The sequence below is a fragment of the Staphylococcus chromogenes genome (assembly GCF_029024625.1).
In the GTDB taxonomy this organism is placed as follows: domain Bacteria; phylum Bacillota; class Bacilli; order Staphylococcales; family Staphylococcaceae; genus Staphylococcus; species Staphylococcus chromogenes.
Genome location: NZ_CP118953.1, coordinates 1,603,430 through 1,628,131 on the forward strand (window position 1 = coordinate 1,603,430; position 24,702 = coordinate 1,628,131).

General features: G+C 36.4%; 24 protein-coding genes. 7 read left to right on the plus strand and 17 right to left on the minus strand.

Annotation, left to right across the window (positions count from 1 at the left end; genetic code table 11):
• Nucleotides 1-7: 7 nt before the first annotated feature.
• The 5 genes from pheT to PYW36_RS07865 all read right to left on the minus strand — a co-directional run bounded on the left by pheT (nucleotide 8) and on the right by PYW36_RS07865 (nucleotide 5,988).
• Complete coding sequence (gene pheT / locus PYW36_RS07845) at nucleotides 8-2,413, minus strand: phenylalanine--tRNA ligase subunit beta (protein ID WP_103159647.1); 2,406 nt, start codon at nucleotides 2,411-2,413, stop codon at nucleotides 8-10.
• Nucleotides 2,407-3,471: a phenylalanine--tRNA ligase subunit alpha gene (gene pheS, locus PYW36_RS07850; protein WP_103159648.1), complete on the minus strand. Its 1,065-nt coding sequence runs from the start codon at nucleotides 3,469-3,471 to the stop codon at nucleotides 2,407-2,409. Before pheS ends, pheT begins: the two co-directional genes overlap by 7 nt.
• Nucleotides 3,472-3,771: 300 nt before the next feature.
• Complete coding sequence (locus PYW36_RS07855; protein ID WP_103159649.1) at nucleotides 3,772-4,518, minus strand: TrmH family RNA methyltransferase; 747 nt, start codon at nucleotides 4,516-4,518, stop codon at nucleotides 3,772-3,774.
• A 711-nt stretch (nucleotides 4,519-5,229) separates the two neighbouring features.
• On the minus strand, nucleotides 5,230-5,403 hold the full coding sequence (gene rpmF, locus PYW36_RS07860) for a 50S ribosomal protein L32 (RefSeq protein ID WP_037571680.1): 174 nt from the start codon (nucleotides 5,401-5,403) through the stop codon (nucleotides 5,230-5,232).
• Between the two features lie 42 nt (nucleotides 5,404-5,445).
• Complete coding sequence (locus PYW36_RS07865; RefSeq protein ID WP_037571683.1) at nucleotides 5,446-5,988, minus strand: YceD family protein; 543 nt, start codon at nucleotides 5,986-5,988, stop codon at nucleotides 5,446-5,448.
• Between the two features lie 126 nt (nucleotides 5,989-6,114).
• Between PYW36_RS07865 and PYW36_RS07870 the strand changes: the two genes are divergently transcribed.
• Entirely contained in the window at nucleotides 6,115-7,260 is a 1,146-nt protein-coding gene (locus tag PYW36_RS07870; RefSeq protein WP_103159650.1) for a nucleotidyltransferase, read from the plus strand.
• Between the two features lie 445 nt (nucleotides 7,261-7,705).
• Here the strand turns inward: PYW36_RS07870 and coaD are convergent, their stop codons facing one another.
• On the minus strand, nucleotides 7,706-8,200 hold the full coding sequence (gene coaD / locus PYW36_RS07875) for a pantetheine-phosphate adenylyltransferase (protein ID WP_103159651.1): 495 nt from the start codon (nucleotides 8,198-8,200) through the stop codon (nucleotides 7,706-7,708).
• Complete coding sequence (gene rsmD, locus PYW36_RS07880) at nucleotides 8,193-8,744, minus strand: 16S rRNA (guanine(966)-N(2))-methyltransferase RsmD (protein WP_037571691.1); 552 nt, start codon at nucleotides 8,742-8,744, stop codon at nucleotides 8,193-8,195. Before rsmD ends, coaD begins: the two co-directional genes overlap by 8 nt.
• Nucleotides 8,745-8,803: 59 nt before the next feature.
• Here rsmD and PYW36_RS07885 point away from each other — a divergent pair, with 59 nt between their 5' ends.
• Nucleotides 8,804-9,193: a DUF7147 family protein gene (locus PYW36_RS07885; protein ID WP_037571694.1), complete on the plus strand. Its 390-nt coding sequence runs from the start codon at nucleotides 8,804-8,806 to the stop codon at nucleotides 9,191-9,193.
• Here PYW36_RS07885 and PYW36_RS07890 read toward each other — a convergent pair whose 3' ends face one another.
• Nucleotides 9,194-9,442: a DUF2129 domain-containing protein gene (locus tag PYW36_RS07890; RefSeq protein ID WP_103159652.1), complete on the minus strand. Its 249-nt coding sequence runs from the start codon at nucleotides 9,440-9,442 to the stop codon at nucleotides 9,194-9,196.
• Nucleotides 9,443-9,530: 88 nt separating this feature from the next.
• On the opposite strand from PYW36_RS07890, the gene PYW36_RS07895 reads away from it, so the two are divergent.
• Nucleotides 9,531-10,439, plus strand: coding sequence for a lysophosphatidylglycerol phospholipase D (locus tag PYW36_RS07895; RefSeq protein WP_103159653.1), 909 nt, complete (start codon nucleotides 9,531-9,533; stop codon nucleotides 10,437-10,439).
• A gap of 181 nt (nucleotides 10,440-10,620) precedes the next feature.
• On the opposite strand, the gene PYW36_RS07900 is transcribed toward PYW36_RS07895, so the two are convergent.
• The 4 genes from PYW36_RS07900 to cyoE form a co-directional block, all read right to left on the minus strand.
• On the minus strand, nucleotides 10,621-11,058 hold the full coding sequence (locus PYW36_RS07900) for a YlbF/YmcA family competence regulator (protein WP_037571699.1): 438 nt from the start codon (nucleotides 11,056-11,058) through the stop codon (nucleotides 10,621-10,623).
• The gene (locus PYW36_RS07905) at nucleotides 11,051-12,124 is read right to left on the minus strand and encodes a CAP-associated domain-containing protein (RefSeq protein WP_103159654.1); all 1,074 of its coding nucleotides are present in this window, start codon (nucleotides 12,122-12,124) and stop codon (nucleotides 11,051-11,053) included. The genes PYW36_RS07900 and PYW36_RS07905 overlap by 8 nt, the downstream gene beginning before the upstream one ends.
• A 125-nt stretch (nucleotides 12,125-12,249) precedes the next feature.
• Complete coding sequence (locus PYW36_RS07910; RefSeq protein ID WP_103159655.1) at nucleotides 12,250-12,711, minus strand: DUF420 domain-containing protein; 462 nt, start codon at nucleotides 12,709-12,711, stop codon at nucleotides 12,250-12,252.
• Nucleotides 12,712-12,735: 24 nt separating this feature from the next.
• Nucleotides 12,736-13,647: a heme o synthase gene (gene cyoE / locus PYW36_RS07915; RefSeq protein WP_037571715.1), complete on the minus strand. Its 912-nt coding sequence runs from the start codon at nucleotides 13,645-13,647 to the stop codon at nucleotides 12,736-12,738.
• Nucleotides 13,648-13,860: 213 nt separating this feature from the next.
• Here cyoE and PYW36_RS07920 point away from each other — a divergent pair, with 213 nt between their 5' ends.
• Entirely contained in the window at nucleotides 13,861-14,769 is a 909-nt protein-coding gene (locus PYW36_RS07920) for a COX15/CtaA family protein (RefSeq protein WP_037571718.1), read from the plus strand.
• 54 nt (nucleotides 14,770-14,823) lie between these two features.
• On the opposite strand, the gene PYW36_RS07925 is transcribed toward PYW36_RS07920, so the two are convergent.
• The 3 genes from PYW36_RS07925 to PYW36_RS07935 all read right to left on the minus strand — a co-directional run bounded on the left by PYW36_RS07925 (nucleotide 14,824) and on the right by PYW36_RS07935 (nucleotide 20,110).
• Entirely contained in the window at nucleotides 14,824-18,273 is a 3,450-nt protein-coding gene (locus PYW36_RS07925; protein WP_103159657.1) for a pyruvate carboxylase, read from the minus strand.
• A gap of 264 nt (nucleotides 18,274-18,537) precedes the next feature.
• Nucleotides 18,538-19,758, minus strand: coding sequence for a cell division peptidoglycan polymerase FtsW (ftsW, locus tag PYW36_RS07930; protein WP_037571723.1), 1,221 nt, complete (start codon nucleotides 19,756-19,758; stop codon nucleotides 18,538-18,540).
• A 76-nt stretch (nucleotides 19,759-19,834) separates the two neighbouring features.
• Nucleotides 19,835-20,110: an Fpa/YlaN family protein gene (locus tag PYW36_RS07935; RefSeq protein WP_037571726.1), complete on the minus strand. Its 276-nt coding sequence runs from the start codon at nucleotides 20,108-20,110 to the stop codon at nucleotides 19,835-19,837.
• A 135-nt stretch (nucleotides 20,111-20,245) separates the two neighbouring features.
• Between PYW36_RS07935 and PYW36_RS07940 the strand changes: the two genes are divergently transcribed.
• Both PYW36_RS07940 and PYW36_RS07945 read left to right on the plus strand, forming a co-directional pair.
• Nucleotides 20,246-20,728: a hypothetical protein gene (locus PYW36_RS07940; RefSeq protein WP_037571730.1), complete on the plus strand. Its 483-nt coding sequence runs from the start codon at nucleotides 20,246-20,248 to the stop codon at nucleotides 20,726-20,728.
• On the plus strand, nucleotides 20,729-20,914 hold the full coding sequence (locus PYW36_RS07945; RefSeq protein ID WP_037571734.1) for a DUF2197 domain-containing protein: 186 nt from the start codon (nucleotides 20,729-20,731) through the stop codon (nucleotides 20,912-20,914). It abuts the gene before it with no gap.
• A 258-nt stretch (nucleotides 20,915-21,172) separates the two neighbouring features.
• Here PYW36_RS07945 and PYW36_RS07950 read toward each other — a convergent pair whose 3' ends face one another.
• Together PYW36_RS07950 and typA are read right to left on the minus strand one after the other, a co-directional pair.
• Nucleotides 21,173-22,297 (minus strand): NADH-dependent flavin oxidoreductase, encoded by a 1,125-nt coding sequence (locus PYW36_RS07950; protein ID WP_037571737.1) that lies wholly within the window; start codon nucleotides 22,295-22,297, stop codon nucleotides 21,173-21,175.
• Between the two features lie 207 nt (nucleotides 22,298-22,504).
• Nucleotides 22,505-24,352 carry a translational GTPase TypA gene (gene typA, locus PYW36_RS07955; RefSeq protein WP_103159658.1) on the minus strand — a complete coding sequence of 616 codons (1,848 nt, stop codon included), beginning with the start codon at nucleotides 24,350-24,352 and terminating at the stop codon, nucleotides 22,505-22,507.
• A 91-nt stretch (nucleotides 24,353-24,443) separates the two neighbouring features.
• On the opposite strand from typA, the gene PYW36_RS07960 reads away from it, so the two are divergent.
• Nucleotides 24,444-24,635 (plus strand): DUF5325 family protein, encoded by a 192-nt coding sequence (locus PYW36_RS07960; RefSeq protein WP_229717287.1) that lies wholly within the window; start codon nucleotides 24,444-24,446, stop codon nucleotides 24,633-24,635.
• Nucleotides 24,636-24,702 lie beyond the last annotated feature (67 nt).

Here is a 24,702-nt window from a genome sequence, read left to right on the forward strand (position 1 = left end):
ATAATTTTTATCCTCTTAGTGTGGCCCCTTGGTTTTCAAGCTCAGATAAAATTGTCTCATGGACTTCGGCCACTTGTGCTTCTGTTAATGTATTTTCAGTATCTAAATATTCAAGTCTGATCGCGACAGATTTTTTACCTGCCTCCATATGTTCACCGTCATAGACATCAAACACTGATGCCTCTTTTAATAAACGTCCACCCGCTTGACGAATCGTTTGAATCAAACTAGAGACACGGACCTCAGTATTGACTACGAGTGCAATATCACGAGTGACCCCTGGGAACTTAGGAATTTGATGATAATTAATGTAGCCGACTTGGAATTTCATTAATTTTTCATAGTTTAGTTCAAATACATACGTCCGACCTAAATCGTATTGTTTGGCAACAGTTGGATGAAGTTCACCTATGAAACCTATTGTTTCACCTTGACACAACACGTTTGCTGTACGTCCAGGATGTAAACCATCCACCTGTGCTGTTTCATACTCAAAACGTAATGCCAGTTTATCTGCAATACGATCGACAACGCCTTTTGTCAGATAAAAATCTACAACTTCTTTTTTACCTTGCCAAGGATTTGCCACGTACTCGCCTGTCATAATACCACTTAAATATTCGACTTCATCCGGCATTACGCCCTCACCATTACTAAAAAAGACATTTCCGATTTCATATAGCGCCACATTTTGATTTTTACGTGCGACATTATATTGAACCGCATCAATTAAATGTGGAAGCAAACTTTGACGTAATGTTGAATGGGCTTCACTCATTGGCATCAATAATTTAATGACATCGCGCTTTTCTGTAGTAAACGCTGTTGCACGCTTTTCGTCTACAAGTGAATACGTAATCGCTTGTGATAAGCCCGCACCTTCTAACGCTCCTCGAACAACACGTGTTTTGCGTTGTCGATCTGTTAGAGCACCACTTGTCACTGATTCAAATACAGGGAGTGACGATGGTAGATTATAATAGCCATAAATACGTGCGATTTCTTCGATAATATCTGCTTCAATGGTAATATCAGGTCGTCTTGATGGCACAGTGACTTCTAACACTTGATTTTTTACCGTTGTTTTAAACCCTAATTGTTCTAAAGCTTCAATCATTTCATCTTCAGACACGTTAAAACCAATGGTACGGTTCACTTTGTCAACGGTAATTTCTATTGTTCTTGTCAATGCACCCAACTCTCCTGCAAATACACGTTCTGCCATGACTTCACCTTGAGCTAGGGTTTCTAAAAGCACACAAGCACGATCTACTGCTTCATTCACAAATTCTGTGGCTAATCCTTTTTCAAAACGACTTGAAGACTCACTTCTTAAGTTCAAGCGACGTGACGTATGGCGAATCGAAACAGGATTAAAAAGTGCCCCTTCTACTACAACATTTTTTGTATTTGTCGTTACTTCTGAAAAATCTCCACCCATCACGCCACCAAGCGCAATAGGTTCCTTTCCATTCGTAATGACAATATCGTTCATTTTAAGTTGACGTTCTTGATTATCTAATGTGGTCATTGTTTCACCATCATGCGCTTGACGGACTACAATTTCATTAGAACCCATTTGATTTTGGTCAAACATATGCAGAGGTTGACCATATTCAAGTAACACATAATTAGAGATATCAACTACATTATTAATCGGACGAATGCCCGCTTTCATTAAACGAGATTGCATCCATTCCGGAGAAGGTGCAATTTTCACATTTTTAACGATACGCGCACTGTAATAAGGTACCTTGTCCTCATTTTCAATTTTTACTGTTAATTCATCATGTGCATCACCTGTCTCAGAAGCCACTTTCGTTTCAGGTTTACGCACAGTTTGATGATAGAGTGCACCTACTTCATATGCCGTGCCTATCATACTTAAAGCATCCGAGCGGTTAGGTGTTAAATCAAATTCCATCAATTGATCGTCTAAATACAATGCTTTCAACGCATCTGTTCCCGGTTCAATCTGAGAACTAAAATTATAAATTCCTTCTTCAAATGCCTTAGGTACTACATTACTTGCTAACCCAATTTCTTGTAATGAACAAATCATTCCTTCTGAAACTTGACCACGCAATTTAGCACGTTTAATTTTAATGCCTCCTGGTAGACGGCCGCCTACTTTAGCAACAATTACGGTCTGACCCGCATCTACATTGGGTGCACCACAGACAATTTGAATAGGTTCACTCTCACCAATATTCACTTGGCAAATGTTTAATTTATCTGCGTCTGGATGTTTTTCAATTGATTCCACATAACCGACAACTAAGTTTTTAATATCCGCAGTGAAATCTACAATATCATCAACTTCTATGCCTGTGCGTGTGATGCGTTCAGCTAACGCTTCAATTGACACATCGATATCTACATAAGATTCTAACCATTCTTTTGAAATTAACATGTTGTTTCACCTCTATCTTCCACTGCTTTAAATTGTTCTAAGAAACGGACGTCATTCGTATAAAAATGACGAATATCTTCAATGCCGTATTTCAACATCGCGATACGATCAGGACCCATACCAAATGCAAATCCTGAATATCGTTGAGCGTCAAATCCAGCCATTTCCAATACATTTGGATGAACCATACCTGCACCTAAAATTTCAATCCATCCTGTATGTTTACAAACGTTACATCCTTTGCCTTTACATTTAAAACAAGAAACATCCACTTCGACAGAAGGCTCTGTAAATGGAAAATAACTTGGGCGTAAACGGATTTCGCGATCAGCACCAAATAGTGATTTTGCTAATAACTCTAAAGTCCCTTTCAAGTCACTCATTTTAATATTTTCATCGACAACCAGTCCTTCAATCTGTGTAAACTGATGACTGTGTGTAGCGTCATCTGAATCACGACGATACACTTTACCTGGACAAATAATTTTCACAGGTCCTTCACCGTTACGTTTTTCCATTGTACGCGCTTGGACAGGTGATGTGTGCGTACGCATTAATATTTCTTCTGTAATGTAGAAACTATCTTGCATGTCTCTTGCCGGATGAGATTTAGGAAGATTTAATGCCTCAAAATTGTAGTAATCCTGTTCAACTTCATAACCTGTCACAATTTCATAACCTAATCCTAAAAATAAATCTTCTATCTCTTCAATTGTCCGTGTGAGCGGATGTTTTGCACCATTCGCAATTTTACGACTTGGCAATGTGACATCAATAGATTCTTCCGCTAATTGTTGATTTAAACTTTCTTCTTCTAATGCAACTTGTTTTTCTTCAATCGCCATCGTAATCGCTTGACGAACTTCATTCACTTTTTGACCATAAGCTGGTTTTTCTTCTTTAGGTAAGTCTTTCATATTTTTCATGAGGCCGGTCACTTGACCTTTTTTACCTAAATAATTTACTTTCACATCTTGTAATGCTTTTTCGCTATCTACCTGTTGAATGGCTTCAAGTGCTTCAGTTTTAATTTGCACCATTTCATCTGTATGTGACATGTTTATCCTCCTTAAAAATAAAAAAACTCCGCCCTTGACTTGGGACGAAGCTTTTCCGTGGTACCACCCAGTTTTATGTAGAATTCACTACATACACTCTGAATTTATGTTGATAACGAGTCATAAACCCGACTTAAATCTCTTTAAGTAGCTAAAAAGGTGAAAAAAACGCTACACAATAGAGGTGACTCTCAGTTATTGTCTACCTTCCCTTGACTATTGTATCGTATCGTTTCTGTCTTTTTATTGGCATTCTTATTTATCTTAATACGTTAATTATATACATGAGTAAAATGAGGGTCAACCCTTTAAATGAAACATTAAAATGCCTGCTGCAATGGCGACATTTAAACTTTCCGCTTTACCATATATGGGGATAGTAATATTTTGAGTAGTCGTTTGTAAAATCTCATCCGAAATTCCTTCCCCTTCATTTCCTAACACTAAAGCAAATGATGACTGCCTTTTTTCAACCTCATGATAGTTTACAGCTTGATTTAAAGTAGTTCCATAAACAGGACCTTCAAATTGTTGAATGAAATGAATGATATTTTCTTCTACAATGATAGGTATATGGAAAACACTTCCCTGACTTGCACGTAAAACTTTATCAGAAAAAGCATCCGCTGTCCCTTTGGTCATCACGACAGCATCAAGCCCAGCCGCATCGGCCGTGCGAATTAACGTACCGACATTTCCCGGATCTTGTACGCGATCTAAAATCAACACTTGCTTCAAAGAGGATGATTCAATCTGAGGTTTTTGAATAATCGCAAAAATACCTTGGGGAGTTACGGTTCCTGCTAAGGATTCAGCGACTTTCATATTAATTTCATAAACTTGTTCGGCAGCGGCTAATAACTTAGCATCGACGCGTTGCACATCAAATACAAATAATTGTTCTATTTTTAATCCACTTTGATACGCTTCTTCAATAAGATGAAACCCTTCTAAAACAGCTTTATTTTGTTTGTCACGTTCTCGTTTCTTTTTTAATTTTAAAAATTGTTTTACTTTTGCATTTTGACTGGACGTAATCTGTTCCATATTTAAACCTCAACTCTTTTTTTTAATTTAAAATTATTTTAACACAGTCCCTTCAGTTCTTCATGAGAACATACGTCCCTTATATCAATCGCAACTTCCCAATAAGGAGTAAGACAATAATAAATTGCTCAACCCCTTTTTTGTTGTGAGAGTATAAATTCTTGAACGTTGTTGGTTATTTTAATACTACTTAAATCACTAAAATTGAGTCGTAAAATAGATTTTATAACGCTTGTGAATATAATAGCGTATTTGATTAGTTCCTAAGCCGAGACTTCTGAGGCATCTAGCCGAAACTGAAAATCCATTTTAAGATTTTTCAATTACTGCAATAAAATTAGTGGCAGTAGCTGACTGGATTGCGTATGCTCTTTTCAAGCTTTACGCAACTTAAAATAAGGACCACCTATTCACGCATGTTCATAGGTGTACTGAAGACGTAACTCATTACATTCCTAACGTCTTCATGCACCGGCAGGCATTACTACGAAATCAAATAAATTTCTGTAATGCTCCCAGAAAAGCGAGGCTTTATGGAACAATCAAATACATGAAATTATTTATACATCAGTCCGATTTATTATAGAACCCAAAAATAACGGCTAGTGAACAACTCACTAACCGTTAAAAGTATAGAACCTAAAAATATAGTATCCAAACTAAAAAAATCGCTTTGACTTCAAAAGCCAAAGCGTAACAAATGCGAATCAATTATTTTGAAACGACTTCTTCACCTTTGTATGAACCACAGCTTGGGCATACGCGGTGTGATAATTTTAATTCACCACAGTTAGGGCATTCTTGCATACCTGGTACTGCTAATTTAAAATGTGTACGGCGTTTGTTTTTTCTCGTTTTAGAAGTTCTTCTTTTTGGTACTGCCATGATTAATCCTCCCTTTTATTCATTACATATGACGCATTGATTTTAGCGTGCGCGATCACTATCATCATAGAACTGTTGTAATTTTTGAAGCCTTGGATCGACTTTCTTATGCGACTCATCTTGTGAAGGGTCGTTATCCAAAATTTGTGTTTCGTCAACAACTTCCCAACCTTGACCCCCTGTTAGCATTTCATCGCTATCCTCAGCAATGACACGCATAGGTTTTTCTAACATCACAATTTCTTCTGCGATTGCACGAAGATTGATGATGCCATCCGTCGCAAGATGATAATGTTCATCGTCCTCATCTTCGTATAAACCATCTAAATCAAACACTTCCACCGATGTCGTATCTAAAGGAACCTCAACGGGCTTTAAAGTACGAGCACAAGCCATCGTATATGTTCCTGTTAAATGTACGTTTGCAACGACTTCATTTGATTTTACGTTTAGTTCACCCTCAATGTGAATCGGAGACAAATCTAAAAGATCTAATGCTCCAACTAAATCGTTAAATTCAACAGTTTGATTAAATTTAAAAGGTTGTCCTTGGTATTTTCTTAATTGTGTTATTGACCATTTCATATGGCTTCACCTCTAACAAGCACAAAATTTATTTTAACTTTTGACGTGAAAGTTGTCAAGATTTTTTCTTAACATCTTTACTTCTGTTACAATACTCATAATGAGACACGAAAGGAAAGAACGCAAATGAAAAGTGTTGCGCTTATTACAGAGTATAACCCCTTTCATAATGGGCATTTATATCACGTTCAACAATCTAAGTATAACACAGATGCTGATGTTGTGATTGCGATTATGAGTGGACAATTTATGATGCGCGGAATGCCCGCAATGTATTCCAAATTCATACGTACACAAATGGCTTTGACCGGCGTAGATTTGGTCGTAGAGTTACCGTTATTAGGCTGTTTATCTTCGAGCGACCGTTTTGCTGAAATGGGAGTTAAAGTCGCAAATTATTTAGAAGCAGATACGTTATCCTTTGGCAGTGAATCAGGCAACCTCCATGAACTCCAAAAAGTCTGTTCACAATTAATCGCGCTCGAACAAGATAGTCATTTTCAGACGCAATTAAAAGAAGGTAAACATTATGCAAGAATCATAGGTGAAAAGATGCGTCACCCGCTTCTAAATTCGCCCAACAACATTTTAGCCCTATCTTATTTAAAACAATTGCATTTACAACGTAGTCCCATTCAACCCATTACAATTCCAAGAATCGAGACGCAACATCATCAACATGAACTTACACATGAGACTTTAGGTAGTGGTTCCGCGATACGTAAAGATATTCTATCCAACGGTGCACAGTGGCAACATTGTGTTCCATCTGACAATATAAATTTATTTCACAATCCATTCAACGACTATACAACATTATTTCAAATGATTAAATTATCTATTCTACAACAAGATGTTCAATCGCTCGCCTCTATTTATACGATGAGCGAAGGCTTTGAACATCGTTTAAAACGCACGATACACCAAGCTAATGACTATGATACATTGCTTAAATTATTAAAAACGAAGCGCTACACTCATACACACATCCAAAGGGTTTTAATGAACGTTCTTCTTCATTTTACTTACAATGACGTCAATACAGATGTCAAAGCAGTTAGAATCTTAGGAATGAATGTAAAAGGACAAGCTTATTTAAAACAAGTGAAACAGCGTCATCCCGATAAAAAATTTATTACAAACGTCAATAAAGCGACAGCAGACTATTTTAAAAACGAAATTAAAGCAACGCACATTTATAATCTATTGACAGGAGAACAAAAAACAGACTTCAACACACCTGTCATTATCCATAACAATTCAGTTGTTTAGAAAAGTTGCTTCTTTGATTAAAATACAGCCTTTGAATTCTCGAATATACACAAAAAGGGAAGTTGGAAATAAAGATTACCAATAATTAGAAAGCCATCAAAATTTATCTGAGAATAAATTTTGATGGCTATTTTGATACAACTTAATTCAATAAAATTGAGTTGATAAAGTTTATAACTTTAGGGTTGGGAATAATTATAGCAAATTTGATTGTTTCCTAAGCTGAGACTTCTGAGGCATCTAGCCGAAACCGAAAATCCATTTTAAGATTGAGATAGTCTCAATCTTAAACTATGGATCACCTATTCACCCATGTTCATAGGTGTACTGAATACGTAACTCATTTCATTCGTAACGTATTCATGCAGTGGTGAGGCGCCTAGAAAAGCGAGGCTTTTTAGAACAATCAAATGCATGAAATCAATTATGTCCCAGCCCCATTTCTCTATTCATTCTCAATTTTAAATTTCTTCAATAGTGCTTCTTCAACGGGTTTGGGCACAAATTCTGAAATATCCGCATCATATTGTGCAACCTCTTTCACAACACTTGAACTGATAAACGAATAATCTGTGGATGTCATCATATACAACGTTTCAACATTTGGATTCAGTTTCCGATTCATCGAAGTCAGGCGAAGCTCATATTCAAAATCACTCACCGCACGCAACCCACGTATAATAGTTGTTGCGCCAATTTTTTCACAAAAGTCCACTAATAATCCCCCATAAGAATGTACGTAGACATTGTCTAGATGCGCAACTGATGCTTCAATAAGGGCAATACGTTCATCCGTTGTAAATGTCCCTTTTTTGCTACTATTGCGCAATACACAAATATGCAATTCTTCAAATCTTTCAGCACTTCGCTCAATGATATCAATATGTCCATATGTAATAGGATCAAAACTCCCTGGTATGACCGCTTTTGTATTAGCCATGACTTTCTCCTTTTTCTAATAAACATGTATCAGTTAAACCATAATGATAACGTTTAATTTCTTTAAACCCTTGTAAATTGATTGATTCACGATGACTAAACTCACACACGATAATACCATTATTTTTTAATAAATCAAATTCGTGGATACGTGCTAATGCTTGATCAATTAACCCTTTATTGTAAGGAGGGTCTAAAAATATGATGTCAAACTGAATGTCTCTTTTACTCAACGCTTTTAGTGCGCGATCCGCATTGTTTTTATAAACTTCCACTTGATTTTCTAAGCCTAGCTTCTTAATATTTTGGCGAATGACTTTAACCGCTCCAATATTTTGATCGACAAAAATCACTTTTTCCATTCCACGCGAGAGCGCCTCAATCCCTAAGCCGCCACTTCCAGCAAACAAATCCAGTCCAATACCTTGTACTTCATGTAAACTATTAAAAATACCCTCTTTCACTTTATCCATCGTCGGTCTTGTGTTACGCCCCTCGAGCGTTTCTAATAGTTTACTTTTATGTTTCCCTGCAATGACGCGCATATACTTACACTTCCAATCTTATTTCATTTTTAATATAATCTGCATGAAGGAGGAACACTATGAAACAATCATTTATTGTGCTCGGCCACGGTCTTACAGATTTGTATGAATTTAAAACACTTATCGAATATAATCATCAAAGAATTGAACGATTAGTTTTTTTCCACACCCCAAAGTCTCAAGAAAAACGCTCGTCAGTGGCCTTAATCATGAAACCCACTGAAGGAAGGTACTTCCAAGGCATTTATATTATGTTAGATGCTCTACGTTATCCTTACCCAGAGTCCAATCGCAAATATGAACTTATCCAGTCTTTTGCAGAACCTTACCAAATAGAAATGGTCGGCGTAGATGTCCACGCCCCTGATGAATATCCAGAGTTAGAACTCTATTTTAATTATTTAAAGAGCGTGTTAAGACTGCAACACTGGCTTCCCCCACTAGAATAGTTAAAACTCATATTTTTCTTTTTCATAAACTTTTTTGATAGTTTTGTATGGGGAGCTGACGATATTCGTCACATATTTAAGTTTCATTAGTTTTTGGACTGTTTGATCTACTTGTTCTTGATCAACATACATGGCCACATATTTGTGTGATTTACTCACGGCTACAATATGACCGTATTTACGAATATGACGTTCATGCTTCATATTTTTTAAGTAAATAATTAATTTTTCTCGTTGTACGATTTCCATTTTTTCACCTCGCACTTTCACGTTTATATCGTACCATGTAAAACTTTAAAACGAAAAGGTAAAATTTTTCATGAAGTAGGTGTATACTATGTCAAACTTTATAACAAAATTTGGAAGCGCGTCACAAAAACGATTTAATTGTAAATTATTCCACATTAAAACACAAACGAGAGACCAACATCCTTATTTTCAAAAGCCCTCTCCATATATACTCAGTCATCGTGGCGGCGCGTTTGAACGCCCTGAACATACAATCCTCGCCTTTGACCATAGTGCAAAACTTGGTTTGACAGGTTTTGAAATTGATATCCGTTTGTCAAAAGACCGACATATTATTGTATTTCACGATGCCGATGTTAATCGCACCACAAATGGTTCTGGGCGTGTGGCACAACACACTTTAGAAGAGTTAAAGCGATTAGATGCTGGTTTTCACTTTAAAGACATTAATGGTAAATTTCCTTACCGCGGACATTCAAAAGCTAAAATTGTCACGTTAGACGAATTACTCACACGTTATCCTAACCAATTGATTAATATCGATATTAAAGATCATCCCCATACACCTGAAGGTGAGATTGCCGCAGAAAGGTTATATCAAACGATTATTAAGCATCAAGCCCAACAACGCGTGCTCGTAACGAGCTTTCATAAAGCACAAATCGCGCGCTTCAACCAACTTCAAACAAATGAAATCGCGACGGGCGCTAGTCAATCTGAAGTGACAGAAGGACTTTTAAAGTTTTACATCGGACTGCCTCATTTATATGAAGGTCAAGCGTTGACGTTTCAAATGCCTTTATCGCATAAGGGCATCTCACTCACATCTTCACGTTTAATTCGCTGGTTGAATTCCCGTCATATTGTTCCAGGCTATTACGGGGTCAATAGTATTGATTTAATGGTAGATCTCGTTGAAAAAGGCGTTCATACCATCGTGACAGACCGCCCGACATTAGCCCAACAATTTTTATCCAGAAAATTTTCTAAAAATTAGATTTAGACTAAGGGCGATGCTAACGTGTTGCGCTTTATGATTATTTTATACTTTTCCACACAAGACCCTACGATGCGTATGACTTAATTGAAATAATGCTAAAATAAGTCATTTATCTCTATAAAATTTGACTTTAAAATAAACATTCCATAGAAAAAATGAAACCCCGCTAAGTCTTTACTTAGTGGGGTTTACATTGACATGCATCTCCAGTAGCACAACCGTGCGCCAATTTATCGAACAATGGCGTTCCTGCTTCAACTTTTACATGTTCGGAGATACTCGTAGCAATCACAGTCACCACTTCATCTATAAGGCGTTGAAGTTCAGTTTCTGCTTGCTTAAACGCAACAACACTCGGATGCATTTCATAATTTCTTTTAGCACGTCTTGTAGCGAGCATCACTTGCTGATAATCTGGATGATAACGACCAAATCTTTGGACTTCATTATATTTTATACGTTCTTTTAAAAAGGCTTGATACAGCTGTTGGGCTTTTATATCACTTTGAAGCGTCTGTTTTGTTTTCTTATAGTTCTCACTTTCTTCTGACGCTCGTATCATATCTCCTAAATGATCTGTTTGATCTAAAATATTCATAAGGGATTCATTAAACACTTTGATCTTCCTCCTCTAGAAAGATGAGAATGAAATATTGACGATCAATTTCTCCTCCCATTTTCGAATACTTCTCATTAAGCATACGCGAACGGTGAGCATCTGAGTTCATCCAACTATGCGTTAATGTCGGGACATCATTAAAATTATAGGCGACGTTTTGAGAAACACTTTGATAACTTAAATCCGTTTGATCGAGGACATCTATTAAACTGGATTCTGTAAACGTATGGTTGCCGCTTGCAAGTGTATTAAATAAATTAACGTTCGCCACACTTTCTAGTTTCCCTTCAACTTGTAATGGGCGACGATGATAGAGCTTTCTCATTTCATTCGTTAACTCATATAAAGTTAAACGTTGATTAACGTCTTGATCAGGATTTTTATGTGCTTCTTTTTGGTCAACCTCATCTTCACTAAGAAGCTCAGGCTGATTTTGAGTATAAGGATTTATAACGACTAACGCTTCTTTATCTAAAAATCTCAATCCAATGACACGGTTCGATTGTTGATCAATGAACACTTGTGCATAAATATCCCCAAAAGGTATTAAGGCTTGCGTTTTAATATCTTCATCAGACAATTCATAATGGTAGTGTTTTCCATTAAATTTAAATTGAGGCTCAGTATTAATTGAAAAGGAATTATAAATCTTATCAGCTCTAGAATTAATCTCTATAGGGCCTGTTTTCCCTTTTGCCCCTTCTCCTGTCACATAGACAGATTTCACTTTTTGACCTTTTACAGTGACAATTAAATACATGTTATCACGATGATAAATATAGTTTTCAAAATCTTTTTCATAACTATATCTTCGGTCTGCTTGACCATATTTTCGAGTCACCGTTTCGATAGATTGACCCACTAAGGTGCCTACACCTTTAGTTAATTTTGGGTTCCCCCCTTCATTGGGGTTTGTTTTCGGAGGTGACGTGCGGTTCACACGCTCATTCGAATGATTTGGATTCTCTAAAACATCGAATTCAAGTTTGGGGGAGTAGAACAAATAAATTAATAACCCAACTAATAAAATAATCCCCACCACTTTAATAATGATACTTTTCATAGGCACCTCCTTAAATAAGACATTTTACAATATTTTCGCACTTTTTGTGTGAAAATTAAAGAAATTAAAATAAAAAAAGAGTTGTAACAGGGTCTCTTATCAAAGAATGTTACAACTCAACACTATTATAATCCAAAAGTTGCTTTAATTAATGATGTTGTTTCGCCACCAGGATATAACACGTACAATAAAATATAAACCGCTACGCCTGTAATCGCTGTAAAAAACCATACCACAGAAGCTGGAGGTCCTACTTTACGGTGAACATGATATTTGTCTTTCAAACCAGTAATGATTTGGATTAAACCAAGCACAGCCCCCACTGTTGCTAAAGTAATGTGACAGAATAGAAAAATTGTATAATAAATTTTAATGGAGTCTGGTCCACCAAACGCAGTATTTCCAATGAAGATGGTACGACTCGCATAAATCGTAAAGAATATTACGGCGAAAATAGCCGCTAATAACATTACTTTTTTATGTTTTTTTATTTCTTTTTTCCAAATCAATCTCCATCCAATGGCAACAAATATTGCGCTGATGACAATACACATTGTACTAATCGTTGGTAAAATTGGTAAGCTCATTTTTAAACCCTCACTCGTATTTGTTTAAATCATATTGATTAAAGTTATAATAACCACAAGTGCGAAAAAGACAACAAGATAATTCAATGAATAAATAAACATTTTAGTTGCCCATTTCGACTCATTTGATGTTGATTTGAAACTTGTAAACCATAAATATAACCATCCAAGATTTAAAAGCGTCGCTAAAACGATAAAAATATTTCCTAAAGCATGCATTAAAAATGGTAAAGGTAACAATGCAATTAACCATAACAACATACCGACTCTCGTACGTTTAAAACCACTCACAGAAGGTAACATTGGAATATTTGCCATTGCATATTCATCTTTACGTTTAATCGCTAGCGCATAAAAATGAATAGGTTGCCAACAAAATACAACAAAAAATAATGCCCAAGCTAATAGAGACAAATGGCCATCAATGGCTGCCCAACCAATTAAAGGTGGTACTGCTCCAGGAAAACTTCCGACGACCGTGTTCCAAGTTGTATGACGTTTAGACCAAATAGAATAGAAAGAAACGTAGCCAATTACTCCTGCTAAACCAATCACACCTGCAGGTATATTTAGGATGAATAAAAGTATTTCACCAATGATAATCATACCTAAACTTAATATTAAAAGATGACGATTTGAAATCCGATCATTAACTGTAGGACGGTTTTGTTTGCTCGGCATCACACGGTCAATATCTTGGTCGTAATAATTATTAAGTGCACACGCACCTCCCATAACCAAAGTGGATCCTAACATCATCGTAAAAATTTGTGGTATCGATCCTAAAAACGAATGATGCGTAAACACGATGGCTAGCCATGCACCAGCAAAGGCAGGTATCAGGTTACCTTGAACAAGGCCTAACTTGACAATCTGCTTTAATTCTTGAAAAGTAACACGTCCATGAGTTCGAACGGCTAACTCGGATTTAGACATCATGTCCCCCCCTTAAAAATTTCATATAATACAATGATATATTAAAGTGAAATACTTTACTAGGTAAATTCTAAAAAAAATGTGACACTTTAACGACATTCATTGAAAGTCACCATTAAGTCACATACATATGTTCTTTTTTTGCTATAATATAGCTAAATGTAAAATTACGATACTTTTACAACATTATTTTGAATAACGGGGTGTTGAACAGTGTTTAAAAAGCGAAACCTAAAGTGGTTATCGGTACTTGCCACTTTAATTATGGTATGGGTTCAGCTTGGTGGTGCACTCGTTACAAAAACCGGTTCTGCTGATGGTTGCGGGACGGATTGGCCATTATGTCACGGTGCCTTATTACCTAAAAACCTCCCGATTGAAACGATTATTGAGTTGAGTCATCGTGCAGTTTCTGGACTCTCATTACTCGTTGTACTTTGGCTTGTGATTACATCTTGGAAGCATATCGGGCATATAAAAGAAGTCAAGCCATTATGTAGTATTAGCGTTGGATTCTTATTACTACAAGCATTGATCGGGGCAGCCGCAGTTATGTGGCAACAAAATGACTATATACTCGCATTACATTTTGGGATTTCATTAATCAGTTTCTCATCTGTATTTGTACTCACATTGATTATTTTTGATTTAGACCAAAAATATGAAGCAAATATTGTACATATTCGAAAGCCACTTCAACTTCTAACTTGGATAATGGCTGGTATTATTTATGTCGCAATCTATACAGGTGCCCTTGTACGTCATACAGAGTCAAGTTTAGCTTATGGTGCATGGCCGTTACCGTTTAATGATTTAATGCCACATGATATGCACGATTGGGTACAACTTTCACATCGTATTTTAGCTTTTATTGCATTTATCACAGTCATGATTGTTTATATTCATGCCATTAAAAACTATCCAAACATTCGTACGATACGATACGGTTATACGGCAAGTTTTATACTCATCATTCTACAAGTCGTCACAGGTGCTTTATCAGTGATTACAAATGTAAACTTAATCATTGCCTTGCTTCATGCATTATTTATTACGCTTCTATTTGGCATGATTAGTTATTTCTTACTTCTTATTTTACGATCGAATCGTGGAGAGCAGTAATCTATATCTCATACGCAATAAGGGCGGGGACCTGAGTCCTCGCCCTTATTTTAGTTATTCAGCTTGTTCAATTTCGATTAATAAGTCCCCTGTTTCAATTCCCTCATTAGGTGAAACATGTACTTTCTTAACGGTTCCTTTAAAAGGCGCTTGTATTGTCGTTTCCATTTTCATTGCTTCAGTAATAATGAGTGACTGGTTAGCTTCTACTGCATCACCTTCACTGACATTCACTTGCAAAACGGTACCTGGCATTTGCGCACCAATATGTGTTGGGTTAGACTTATCTGCTTTTGGTTTTGCTAAATGTGAAGCTTGTACGTTCTCGTCTTTAATTTGAACACGTCGCGCTTGACCATTCATATCAAAGAAGACGGTACACATGCCATTTTCATCAGGTTTCGTTATCGTTTTAAGTGTAATGATTAAAATTTTACCTTTATCGATTTCGATTTCAACCGTTTCATTATCACGCATACCAAAGAAAAATGTTGGCGTATCTAAAATTGAAACATCTCCAAACTTTTCATAAGTTTGAACATATTGTTCATATACTTTTGGATATAACGCATAGCTAATTAAATCTTCATCAGTGACTTTATCTTGTTGTTTTTGTTGCAATTCTTCTCTTAGTGCCTCAAAGTCGACAGGTTCAAGATATTCACCAGGACGTTTCGTGAGTGATTTTTGACCTTTTAATACCGCTTGTTGTAACTCTTTATTGAAACCGTTGACCGGTTGTCCGATTTCACCTTTAAAGAAAGAAACAACGGATTCTGGAAAATCAAGTTTATGTCCATCACGAATGACTGCTTGTTCATCCAAATCGTTTTGCACCATATATAATGCCATATCTCCTACAACTTTTGAGGATGGTGTTACTTTTACAATATCACCAAATAAGAAGTTCACGCGACGATACATTTTCTTAACTTCACCAAAACGCTCACCTAGTCCTAAACTTTTCGCTTGTTGACGCAAGTTTGAATATTGTCCACCCGGCATTTCGTGTTGGTATATTTCTGTATGCGGTGATTTCATATCACTTTCAAAATCACTATAGTAAGCACGTGTCGCATCCCAATATTGTGAAAGTGTTTCATGACCATCAATATCCATACGCAAATCTCTTTCGAATCCATCTAAAGTGTAATAAAGAGAGTTACTACTTGGTTGACTTGTCAAACCAGACATCGCCGCCACAGCAGTATCTACAATATCCACGCCTGCATCTATCGCTTGTTTATAAATAATGATGCCGTTACCACTCGTATCATGCGTGTGTAGGTGGATCGGTAAATCAACAGCTGCTTTTAGCTCACCTATTAACTCATAGGCTGCGCGAGGTTTCAATAATCCCGCCATATCTTTAATAGCTAACATATGGAATCCTTCTCGTTCCAGTGTCTTCGCTAATTTTACGTAGTAATCAAGCGTATAAATGTTAGAGCGTTCCGGATTTAAGATATCACCCGTGTAACAAATCGTACCTTCTGAAATCTTTCCGGCTTCTTGAACCGCTTCATTGGCGACTTTCATTTGCTCTACCCAGTTTAACGAATCAAAAATACGGAAAACATCTACGCCTGCTTCAGCACTTTGTTTCACAAATTTTTGAATGACATTGTCCGGATAGTTTTTATATCCGACTGCGTTAGACGCTCTTAGCAACATTTGAAAGAGAACGTTCGGAATCGCTTCACGTAAATCATGTAATCTTTGCCAAGGATTTTCCTTTAAAAAGTTAAAAGCAACATCAAATGTCGCGCCTCCCCATAATTCTAATGAGAAGTTATCTTGCATGACTTTCGCAGTTGCAGGTGCAATTTTAAGTAAGTCATGCGATCTTACGCGTGTGGCTAATAGGGACTGATGGGCATCACGGAATGTCGTATCTGTAATCAATACATCTTTCTGTTTTTTTACCCAGTTTGCGACAGCTTGTGGACCTTTTTCATCTAGTAATTGCTTGGTGCCTCTAAGGTCTGCTACCTCTTTTGCACTCACTTTTGGGATTTCTGCAGGTTCGAATGTCGGCTTTGGTCTTTTTTTGACATTAGGGAATCCATTGATCGTAACATTTCCAATGTATTCTAAAGTTTTAGTTCCTCTATCTCGCGATGGTTTAATCTTAAATAGTTCAGGAGCATTTTCAAGAAATTTAGTTGTATAATCTCCAGAAGCAAATTTTTGGTGATTAATGACATTGCGTAAAAATGGAATATTTGTTTTTACACCTCTAATACGCATTTCTTGTAATGAACGTTCCATTTTTTCTCGAGCTTCTTTATAGCTGATCGCATGAGTAGAGACTTTTACAAGTAGCGAGTCATAATAAGGTGAAATTTCAGCACCTTGGAAAGCATCTCCCGCATCTAAACGAACCCCAAATCCACCACTTGAACGATAAGCGACAATTCGCCCTGTATCTGGCATAAAGTCTTGTGTTGGATCTTCAGTTGTAATTCGGCATTGAATCGCATAACCGAGTGTCTTAATTTCATTTTGCGCTGGCATACTGATGGCTTCTTCATGGAGTGATTCGCCTTCAGCAATGAGAATTTGAGTTTTAACAATATCTACACCTGTAATCATCTCAGTAATCGTATGTTCAACTTGGACACGAGGATTAACTTCAATGAAGTAAAACGCATCGCCTGAAACTAAAAATTCAACTGTCCCTGCATTGACATAGTTGATTTTTTTCATTAAATCTACTGCTGCTGCACAAATGCGCTCTCTAAGTTCATCAGATAAGGATACTGAAGGGGCCACTTCTACTACTTTTTGATGACGTCTTTGAACGGAACAATCTCTTTCATAAAGATGGATAATGTTCCCTTCTTCATCTCCAATAATTTGAACTTCTATATGTTTAGGGTTATCTATGAATTTTTCAATGTAAACTTCGCTATTGCCAAATGATTTTTCAGCTTCAGATTTTGCGCGAGTAAAGGCCTCTTCCAGTTCTGAAGCTTCGCGAACGATACGCATTCCTTTACCGCCACCCCCGCTCGTGGCTTTAATCATTAATGGATATCCTGCTTCCTCCGCAAAAGCTTGTGCAGCTTCAAATCCTTCAACAGGACCATCCGTACCTGGAATGACTGGTAAATCTGCTTTAATCGCAGTCGCACGTGCTTTAACTTTATCTCCAAACATATCGAGATGTTCTAAATGAGGCCCTATAAAGATAATCCCTTCTTCAGCACAACGTTTCGCAAATTGCATATTTTCACTTAAAAAACCATAACCTGGATGAATCGCATCAACATCTGCCTCTTTAGCAACTTTAATGATACGTTCAATATTTAAATAACTTTCAGCTGGTCCTAATTCTTCACCTACGAGATAAGATTCATCTGCTTTATATCTATGTAATGAGCCCATGTCTTCTTTAGAATAAATCGCAACCGTTTGAATGTTTAATTCTGTTGCTGCTCTAAAGATACGTATGGCAATTTCTCCGCGGTTTGCGACTAATAACTTACGAATGCGTTTCATATAGCCAACCTCCTAAAAAGTTCGAAAATTCTAAAAATATACGTCCAATTATATCAAATGACAATTGCAAAATAAAATATTAGCTTCTTTTTTATCATTCAATTACAAAATGACGCATTCAATTATTTATAAGTTTTAGTTATCATTATCAATAGAAAATAGTTATTACAATGATTATTTTAATCATTTAGATTTTAAATGTCAAAATAAAAACGAGAACATTGAATCCTATTACTCATTTAGATTCAAAGCTCTCGTGAAAGTCTACATAGATTGCTTTTTTCTCAAATAACGTTGTCGGGCTTGTTCGTATCTAATTTGTTTAGAAACAATCAATAAAAGGCCCATCGCGACACTCAGACTAAGCATGGAAGATCCACCAAAACTAATAAAAGGTAATGGCACCCCCGTTAATGGAATTAATCCAGAAATACCACCTAAATTGACAAAGGTTTGGAAACCGATGTAGCTCGCGATGCCTACACACACCAATTTGTAAAAATAAGATGATGTACGTGAGGCAAGTTCAAATGCACGATAGACAATAAAAAATAATAAACCGAGCACGATGAGCACACCCAATAATCCCAATTCTTCAGCTATAATCGCAAATATAAAGTCGGTATGGGGTTCAGGTAAATAGCCGAGTTTCATAATACTATTCCCTAATCCTCTACCAAAAAGCCCTCCATTCCCAATTGCTAAAAGGGAATTGGCTAAATGATAGCCGATACCATCTTCAAAATTAAATGGATTTTCTAACGCACTAAATCGTGCTGTTAGATATGTAGGCAAAATATTAATTCTAAACACAACAATAATGATAATGACAACGAAGAGACCTAACAAACTAAAAAAGCCAATTCTCAAAAAATTCTTAACCCCAATTCCAGAATAAAGAATGATTGAAAAGAAAATCGCTGAAATTAAAAGCGTTTGCCCGACGTCTTTTTGAAGCAGTACAAGACCAATCATAAAACCGACGAATAAAATGGGCCATAAAATTGTTGTAGGATCTCTTTGAATTTGCGGTCTTTTGCGCTCAATGATATACGGCACATATAAAATAATCGCTATTTTTAAAAGCTCTGAAACTTGGAGGTTCATAAATCCTAATCTAATCCAACTTCGGGAACCGTTAATTTCAGAACCTATGACTAACGTTGCTAAAAGAAGTAACAAAATGATGCCCATCATTCCAACTTGAAACTTAGGCTTTTTTAAAACTTTAACGTTTAATAAATAAGCGATAAAAAATACGATGAGAAAACCTACAATGACATAGATTAATTGTCTCGTATAAAAATATGTACCTGACACAGGGACGCCACCTGTTAATGTTCCTCTCGTTGCAGCCACCATACTTGCGCTATATACCATTGTTAAACCAATAAAACAGAGTGCAAGATAAGTGATTAATAATGGAAAATCGATATATTTAGAGGATCTCAAAATATATCGAAGTAAATGTTTTATGTTATTCATATGTTATAATCATCCAATTCATCGCAGATACAAAGCGTCATTGCGATAAAATTCTAAGATGGAAAATTTATCGCAACTAAACTGTTGTAAACGCTTCGTGTAATTTTGATAACTCTTTTTCGAGACGTAACATTAATGCTTTTCCGTCTTCTTTATCGACGAGGCCGAGTTGTACTGCAAAATCAACTTCTTTTTGTAAGCCGTACATTTGTGTATCTAAAACTTCCTCATATAAAGGACATTGTGGCAATGTTAAGTTATCTATTTGTACTTTAATGAGCTGTAAAATTCTATCTGCATCTGCATGTAATTGTTCATATGCTGCATTACTGATGTTCGATTGCTTGCTCATGACAGAGTCCCCCCATAATTTTATCTTCATGTTAAAAGTTTATCTTAACCTTTTTTAAAAAGCAAGTGAATTTCATACGTCTCCTACTTAAGTGTGATAAAATAAATATAGATTATTTGAGGGAGTGCAATAAATATGATTCAAATTAAAGGGGCTGTAAAATTTCCAATTACTTTAGATAGTTCAACTTGGATTTTTGATGACCGCAAAGTTCGTATTGAAGATTTAAAACAAGGGGTCTTTGATGGAGAAAAACCTATTAAATTCGAAGACAACCGTGAATGGAATCGCGCAATTTTAGAAGGGCAAACGAATCCCCCAACATTGAATTCTGAAATTGAATATAAAAAGCGTGCGGTATTAGAAGGTTCATTTGCCATCAATATGACACCTTTCTTCAAAAATGCCGAACCACATGATCATGCATCTATCATACGTCTATCCAATGAAAACAACCATATTGATATTCCTTTCAATTTATTACCTTATTTATTCTTTCAATTCTCAAAAGAAGGTAAAAGATTATACAAAAATGACGCTGTAGATAGTTTTGTATATCAAAAAGAAACAGGAGTAGAGTATCCTTTCGAGTACGTTACGCATATCGAGGTGTTATAAATGCAAAAAGAAAAATGTATCATTTGCGACACGGAAGTTTTATTAGATGAGAATACAGTCATCGCTAAACGTTTGAAAAACAACCCTATTCAAACCTTTATGTGCGATGAATGTAAGAGTCGTTTAGATACACCCAAACAACGTCATAACCCCTCACATCTTCTCATCTGTGAAAGTAGAGCATGAATCTCATTAAATTGTTCCAAAGTGGGAACTGGGATAAAGAAAGTCTATCACAAATAAATAGCCCTCAAAATTTACCTTGGGATAAATTTTGAGGGCTATTTTTTATAAAACTAAAATAACTCGATTAGCCTCAATTAAATATACTCGGTGACGTAAATTTACGAATAAATTTCTCAAATTTGTTTGAAGCCTTTTGCAAGTGCTCTAGGTCTCAAATATAAATGAAAAAAAACATTTGTCATTTGAATAGTTAGTATATTAGGCCTCTTTTTTTGGAACTGGGAAGAGTCCATCATTAAATAAGTCCCAAATCTCTTTAGGCAGTTGATGGTGATCTTCTCTAGTAGCGTCAAATTGATTAATAATTTCATTTTCGCGGTTGTCTTTTATTTTAGAGACGAGCTGAGCATCTAATAACAAGCCTCTTCCTAAAGCGATTAAATCAGCACCTGCTTCAATACCTGAAAGTGCAGTTTCTCCAGAATAAACTGAACCTATACCTATTAACGGCATACGCCCATCCACCCATTTTTTCAAGAGCGTAATTCTTTTTTCTCCTTGATACTTACCTTCTCTTGTAGTGGATTGAACATCCATTAATGAAGCATGTAAATAATCTAAAGGATATTGTGTTAACATTTGAATTAATTCTTTAGTCAACTCCATAGTGATTCCAGGGGATTCCGCTTCCTCTGGGGAGAATCGATATCCTACGATGAAGTCTTTAGGTGCCAATGCTGTTTTCACATCGAGCACTTCCTCAACAACAGCCTTTGGATACGCCATTGGGTTTTGCCACTCATCATTTCTACGGTTGTAATAAGGTGAAACGAATTCATGTATAAGGTAATGGTTCGCACCATGAATTTCAATCCCATCAAAGCCTGCTTGAATGGCCAAGGCAGTCGCGTGGCCGTAATCTTTGATAGATTGTTCAACTTCCTCACGCGTCATAGCTCTTGAAGCATGTTTTTCGGGTTTACAATAACCATAATCTTCCACTTCACTTGGCGCTTTAACATCTCCATTTGGCACATATTCAGGTAAAGAACGTGCACCCCCATGATGGATTTGCATAATCGCTACTGCACCATTTTGTTTAATCGTATCTGCAAGACGTTTAAGTCCTTCTAAATCTGATTCTTTAGAAATTGACGGATGTCCAGGAAACGCTTTTCCTTCTATGTTAATGTAACTTGCTGCAGTAATCGCCATTCCGACATCTTTTGTTCTAGAACGGACAAATTCAATCTCTCTATCTGAAGCTGTACCATCCTCATTAGAAATTGTATGCGTTAAAGGCGCTAAAACAAACTTATTTTTCACCTTTTTACCATTGGGAAAAGTAAGACTTTCAAATAATGTATCATTGCGTTGAGACATTTTGAGACCTCCTTTAATATAACTCCAGTGTAATACAAATAGAATAACCGATAAATCAACTCGACTTGATGTATAGATTCACCCCTTTACTTATTGAAACCTAAAGAGCTATTGTCTTATGCATGCTCACATAATAAGAACGGTGAGAACCACTATTTTTATAGTCATCCTCACCGCTCATTTCTCATCTAAACATAATCTATTAAATTATTCATTCTCTTCCATCATTTGTTTCATACGTTTAGCTTCTTTTTCACGCTGACCCTTATTTAAAATTTTCTTTCTTAAACGTACATTTTCAGGTGTTACTTCGACTAACTCATCATCATTGATGAACTCTAAAGCTTCCTCTAATGTAAGGATACGTGGTTTTTTCATTGTTTCTGTTTGATCTTTAGTAGCAGATCGTACGTTAGTTTGATGTTTGACTTTCGTAATATTCACCGTTAAATCATTTTCACGGTTGTTTTGGCCGACAATCATACCTTCGTAAACTTCTGTTCCTGGCTCCATAAAGTTAATCCCACGATCTTCGAGACCTAATATTGCATATTCACTTGCACTACCTTGGTCCATCGATACGAGCACACCGTTACGGCGTCCACCAATACGTCCTTTGATACGTGGACGGAATTCATCAAATGTATGGTTAATAATGCCATATCCTCTTGTCATAGACATAAACTCAGTTGTATAACCAATTAACCCACGTGCAGGTACATTAAAAATTAATCGTGTTAGGCCATTATCTGTTGTCGTCATATCAACCATCTCGCCTTTACGTTGACCCAATGACTCTATCACAGATCCTGCATATTCTTCCGGCACTTCGGCTTGCACACGTTCGAAAGGTTCGTGCGGTTCGCCATCAATATCTTTTAAAATAACTTGAGGTTTAGAAACTTGTAATTCAAATCCTTCACGACGCATGTTTTCAATCAGAATGGACAAATGTAATTCTCCACGTCCAGCTACAGTCCAAGCATCAGGTGAATCTGTAGGTGTGACTTTTAAGGACACATCTGTTTCTAATTGATTGTCTAATCGTTCTTGAATTTGACGTGCAGTCACAAATTGACCTTCTCGTCCGGCAAATGGTGAATTATTTACTCTAAAAGTCATTTCTAATGTCGGTTCATCAATACGTAAGACTGGAAGTTTATCTTGATAATCTTGAGGTGTAATGGTTTCACCTACGTTGATATCTTCCATACCTGAAACTGCAATTAGATCACCTGCATAGGCTTCTTGGATTTCCTCACGTTTCAAACCAAAGTAACCAAATATTTTTGTCACTCGGAAATTTTTAACACTGCCATCTAGTTTTAAAAGTGATACACTTTCACCCACACGCATCGTTCCTCTGAAGACACGGCCAATACCAATACGGCCAACATAATCATTATAGTCTAATAATGCGGGCTGGAATTGTAGGGGTTCATCACGATTATCAATCGGTGCTGGAACATAATCTATAATCGTTTCATATAAGCATTGCATATTTTCATCTTGTTTGTCTGCATCAAGGCTCGCTGTACCACTGATTGCTGAGGCATAAACGACTGGGAATTCTAATTGTTCATCATTTGCATCTAACTCGATAAACAAGTCTAACACTTCATCTACGACCCCTTCAGGACGTGCTGAAGGCTTGTCGATTTTATTCACTACAACGACAGGTTTTAAATTTTGCTCTAAAGCTTTTTTCAATACGAAACGTGTTTGAGGCATTGTCCCTTCGTAGGCATCTACGACAAGGACAACCCCATCTACCATTTTCATGATACGTTCAACTTCGCCACCAAAATCGGCATGTCCAGGTGTATCTAATATATTAATTCTTGTACCTTTATAATCAACTGCAGTGTTTTTCGCTAAGATTGTAATCCCACGTTCTCTTTCTAAATCATTAGAATCCATTGCGCGTTCCGCCACATGTTCATTTTCACGAAAAATACCAGATTGTTTTAATAATTCATCAACCAAAGTTGTTTTACCATGGTCAACGTGAGCGATAATCGCAATATTACGAACATCTTCTCTAAATTTAGTCATACATTAATTTCCTTTCTTGAGTAAATTACCACTTTCTTTTACAACTCGTTTATTATATCATATAAATGAAATGACGACACAGTTAGGTGGAATAAAGATGCAAAAGTCTAAATTAATTTTTTTCATACTTGCACTTGTTGCAGTGTTCTTTTTAACAATGTTTAGCTTTGCAATCGCTGCAACGAATATTTTATGGATGTGTATTACCTTCCTTTTATTAATGGCCACTTTAGGTTATGGCTTTTCACTAAAAAAGAAATACCGCGAAAATGATTGGTTTTAGGATTAAAACAATTTTATAAACATAAAACGGGTTGAGTTCGGCACTCAACCCGTTTTATTTAGCTGAC

What these genes read in the sequence shown, in the direction of transcription:
- PYW36_RS07870 (WP_103159650.1), top strand. Translation starts at nt 6,115, where the DNA reads ATGAAAAGTGTTGCGCTTATTACAGAGTATAACCCCTTTCATAATGGG.
- pheS (WP_103159648.1), bottom strand. Translation starts at nt 3,471, where the DNA reads ATGTCACATACAGATGAAATGGTGCAAATTAAAACTGAAGCACTTGAA.
- PYW36_RS07865 (WP_037571683.1), bottom strand. Translation starts at nt 5,988, where the DNA reads ATGAAATGGTCAATAACACAATTAAGAAAATACCAAGGACAACCTTTT.
- PYW36_RS07855 (WP_103159649.1), bottom strand. Translation starts at nt 4,518, where the DNA reads ATGGAACAGATTACGTCCAGTCAAAATGCAAAAGTAAAACAATTTTTA.
- coaD (WP_103159651.1), bottom strand. Translation starts at nt 8,200, where the DNA reads ATGGCTAATACAAAAGCGGTCATACCAGGGAGTTTTGATCCTATTACA.
- PYW36_RS07910 (WP_103159655.1), bottom strand. Translation starts at nt 12,711, where the DNA reads ATGAGCTTACCAATTTTACCAACGATTAGTACAATGTGTATTGTCATC.
- cyoE (WP_037571715.1), bottom strand. Translation starts at nt 13,647, where the DNA reads ATGTCTAAATCCGAGTTAGCCGTTCGAACTCATGGACGTGTTACTTTT.
- rpmF (WP_037571680.1), bottom strand. Translation starts at nt 5,403, where the DNA reads ATGGCAGTACCAAAAAGAAGAACTTCTAAAACGAGAAAAAACAAACGC.
- PYW36_RS07925 (WP_103159657.1), bottom strand. Translation starts at nt 18,273, where the DNA reads ATGAAACGCATTCGTAAGTTATTAGTCGCAAACCGCGGAGAAATTGCC.
- PYW36_RS07895 (WP_103159653.1), top strand. Translation starts at nt 9,531, where the DNA reads ATGTCAAACTTTATAACAAAATTTGGAAGCGCGTCACAAAAACGATTT.
- ftsW (WP_037571723.1), bottom strand. Translation starts at nt 19,758, where the DNA reads ATGAATAACATAAAACATTTACTTCGATATATTTTGAGATCCTCTAAA.
- PYW36_RS07885 (WP_037571694.1), top strand. Translation starts at nt 8,804, where the DNA reads ATGAAACAATCATTTATTGTGCTCGGCCACGGTCTTACAGATTTGTAT.
- PYW36_RS07890 (WP_103159652.1), bottom strand. Translation starts at nt 9,442, where the DNA reads ATGGAAATCGTACAACGAGAAAAATTAATTATTTACTTAAAAAATATG.
- PYW36_RS07950 (WP_037571737.1), bottom strand. Translation starts at nt 22,297, where the DNA reads ATGTCTCAACGCAATGATACATTATTTGAAAGTCTTACTTTTCCCAAT.
- PYW36_RS07935 (WP_037571726.1), bottom strand. Translation starts at nt 20,110, where the DNA reads ATGAGCAAGCAATCGAACATCAGTAATGCAGCATATGAACAATTACAT.
- typA (WP_103159658.1), bottom strand. Translation starts at nt 24,352, where the DNA reads ATGACTAAATTTAGAGAAGATGTTCGTAATATTGCGATTATCGCTCAC.
- rsmD (WP_037571691.1), bottom strand. Translation starts at nt 8,744, where the DNA reads ATGCGCGTCATTGCAGGGAAACATAAAAGTAAACTATTAGAAACGCTC.
- PYW36_RS07905 (WP_103159654.1), bottom strand. Translation starts at nt 12,124, where the DNA reads ATGAAAAGTATCATTATTAAAGTGGTGGGGATTATTTTATTAGTTGGG.
- PYW36_RS07940 (WP_037571730.1), top strand. Translation starts at nt 20,246, where the DNA reads ATGATTCAAATTAAAGGGGCTGTAAAATTTCCAATTACTTTAGATAGT.
- pheT (WP_103159647.1), bottom strand. Translation starts at nt 2,413, where the DNA reads ATGTTAATTTCAAAAGAATGGTTAGAATCTTATGTAGATATCGATGTG.
- PYW36_RS07945 (WP_037571734.1), top strand. Translation starts at nt 20,729, where the DNA reads ATGCAAAAAGAAAAATGTATCATTTGCGACACGGAAGTTTTATTAGAT.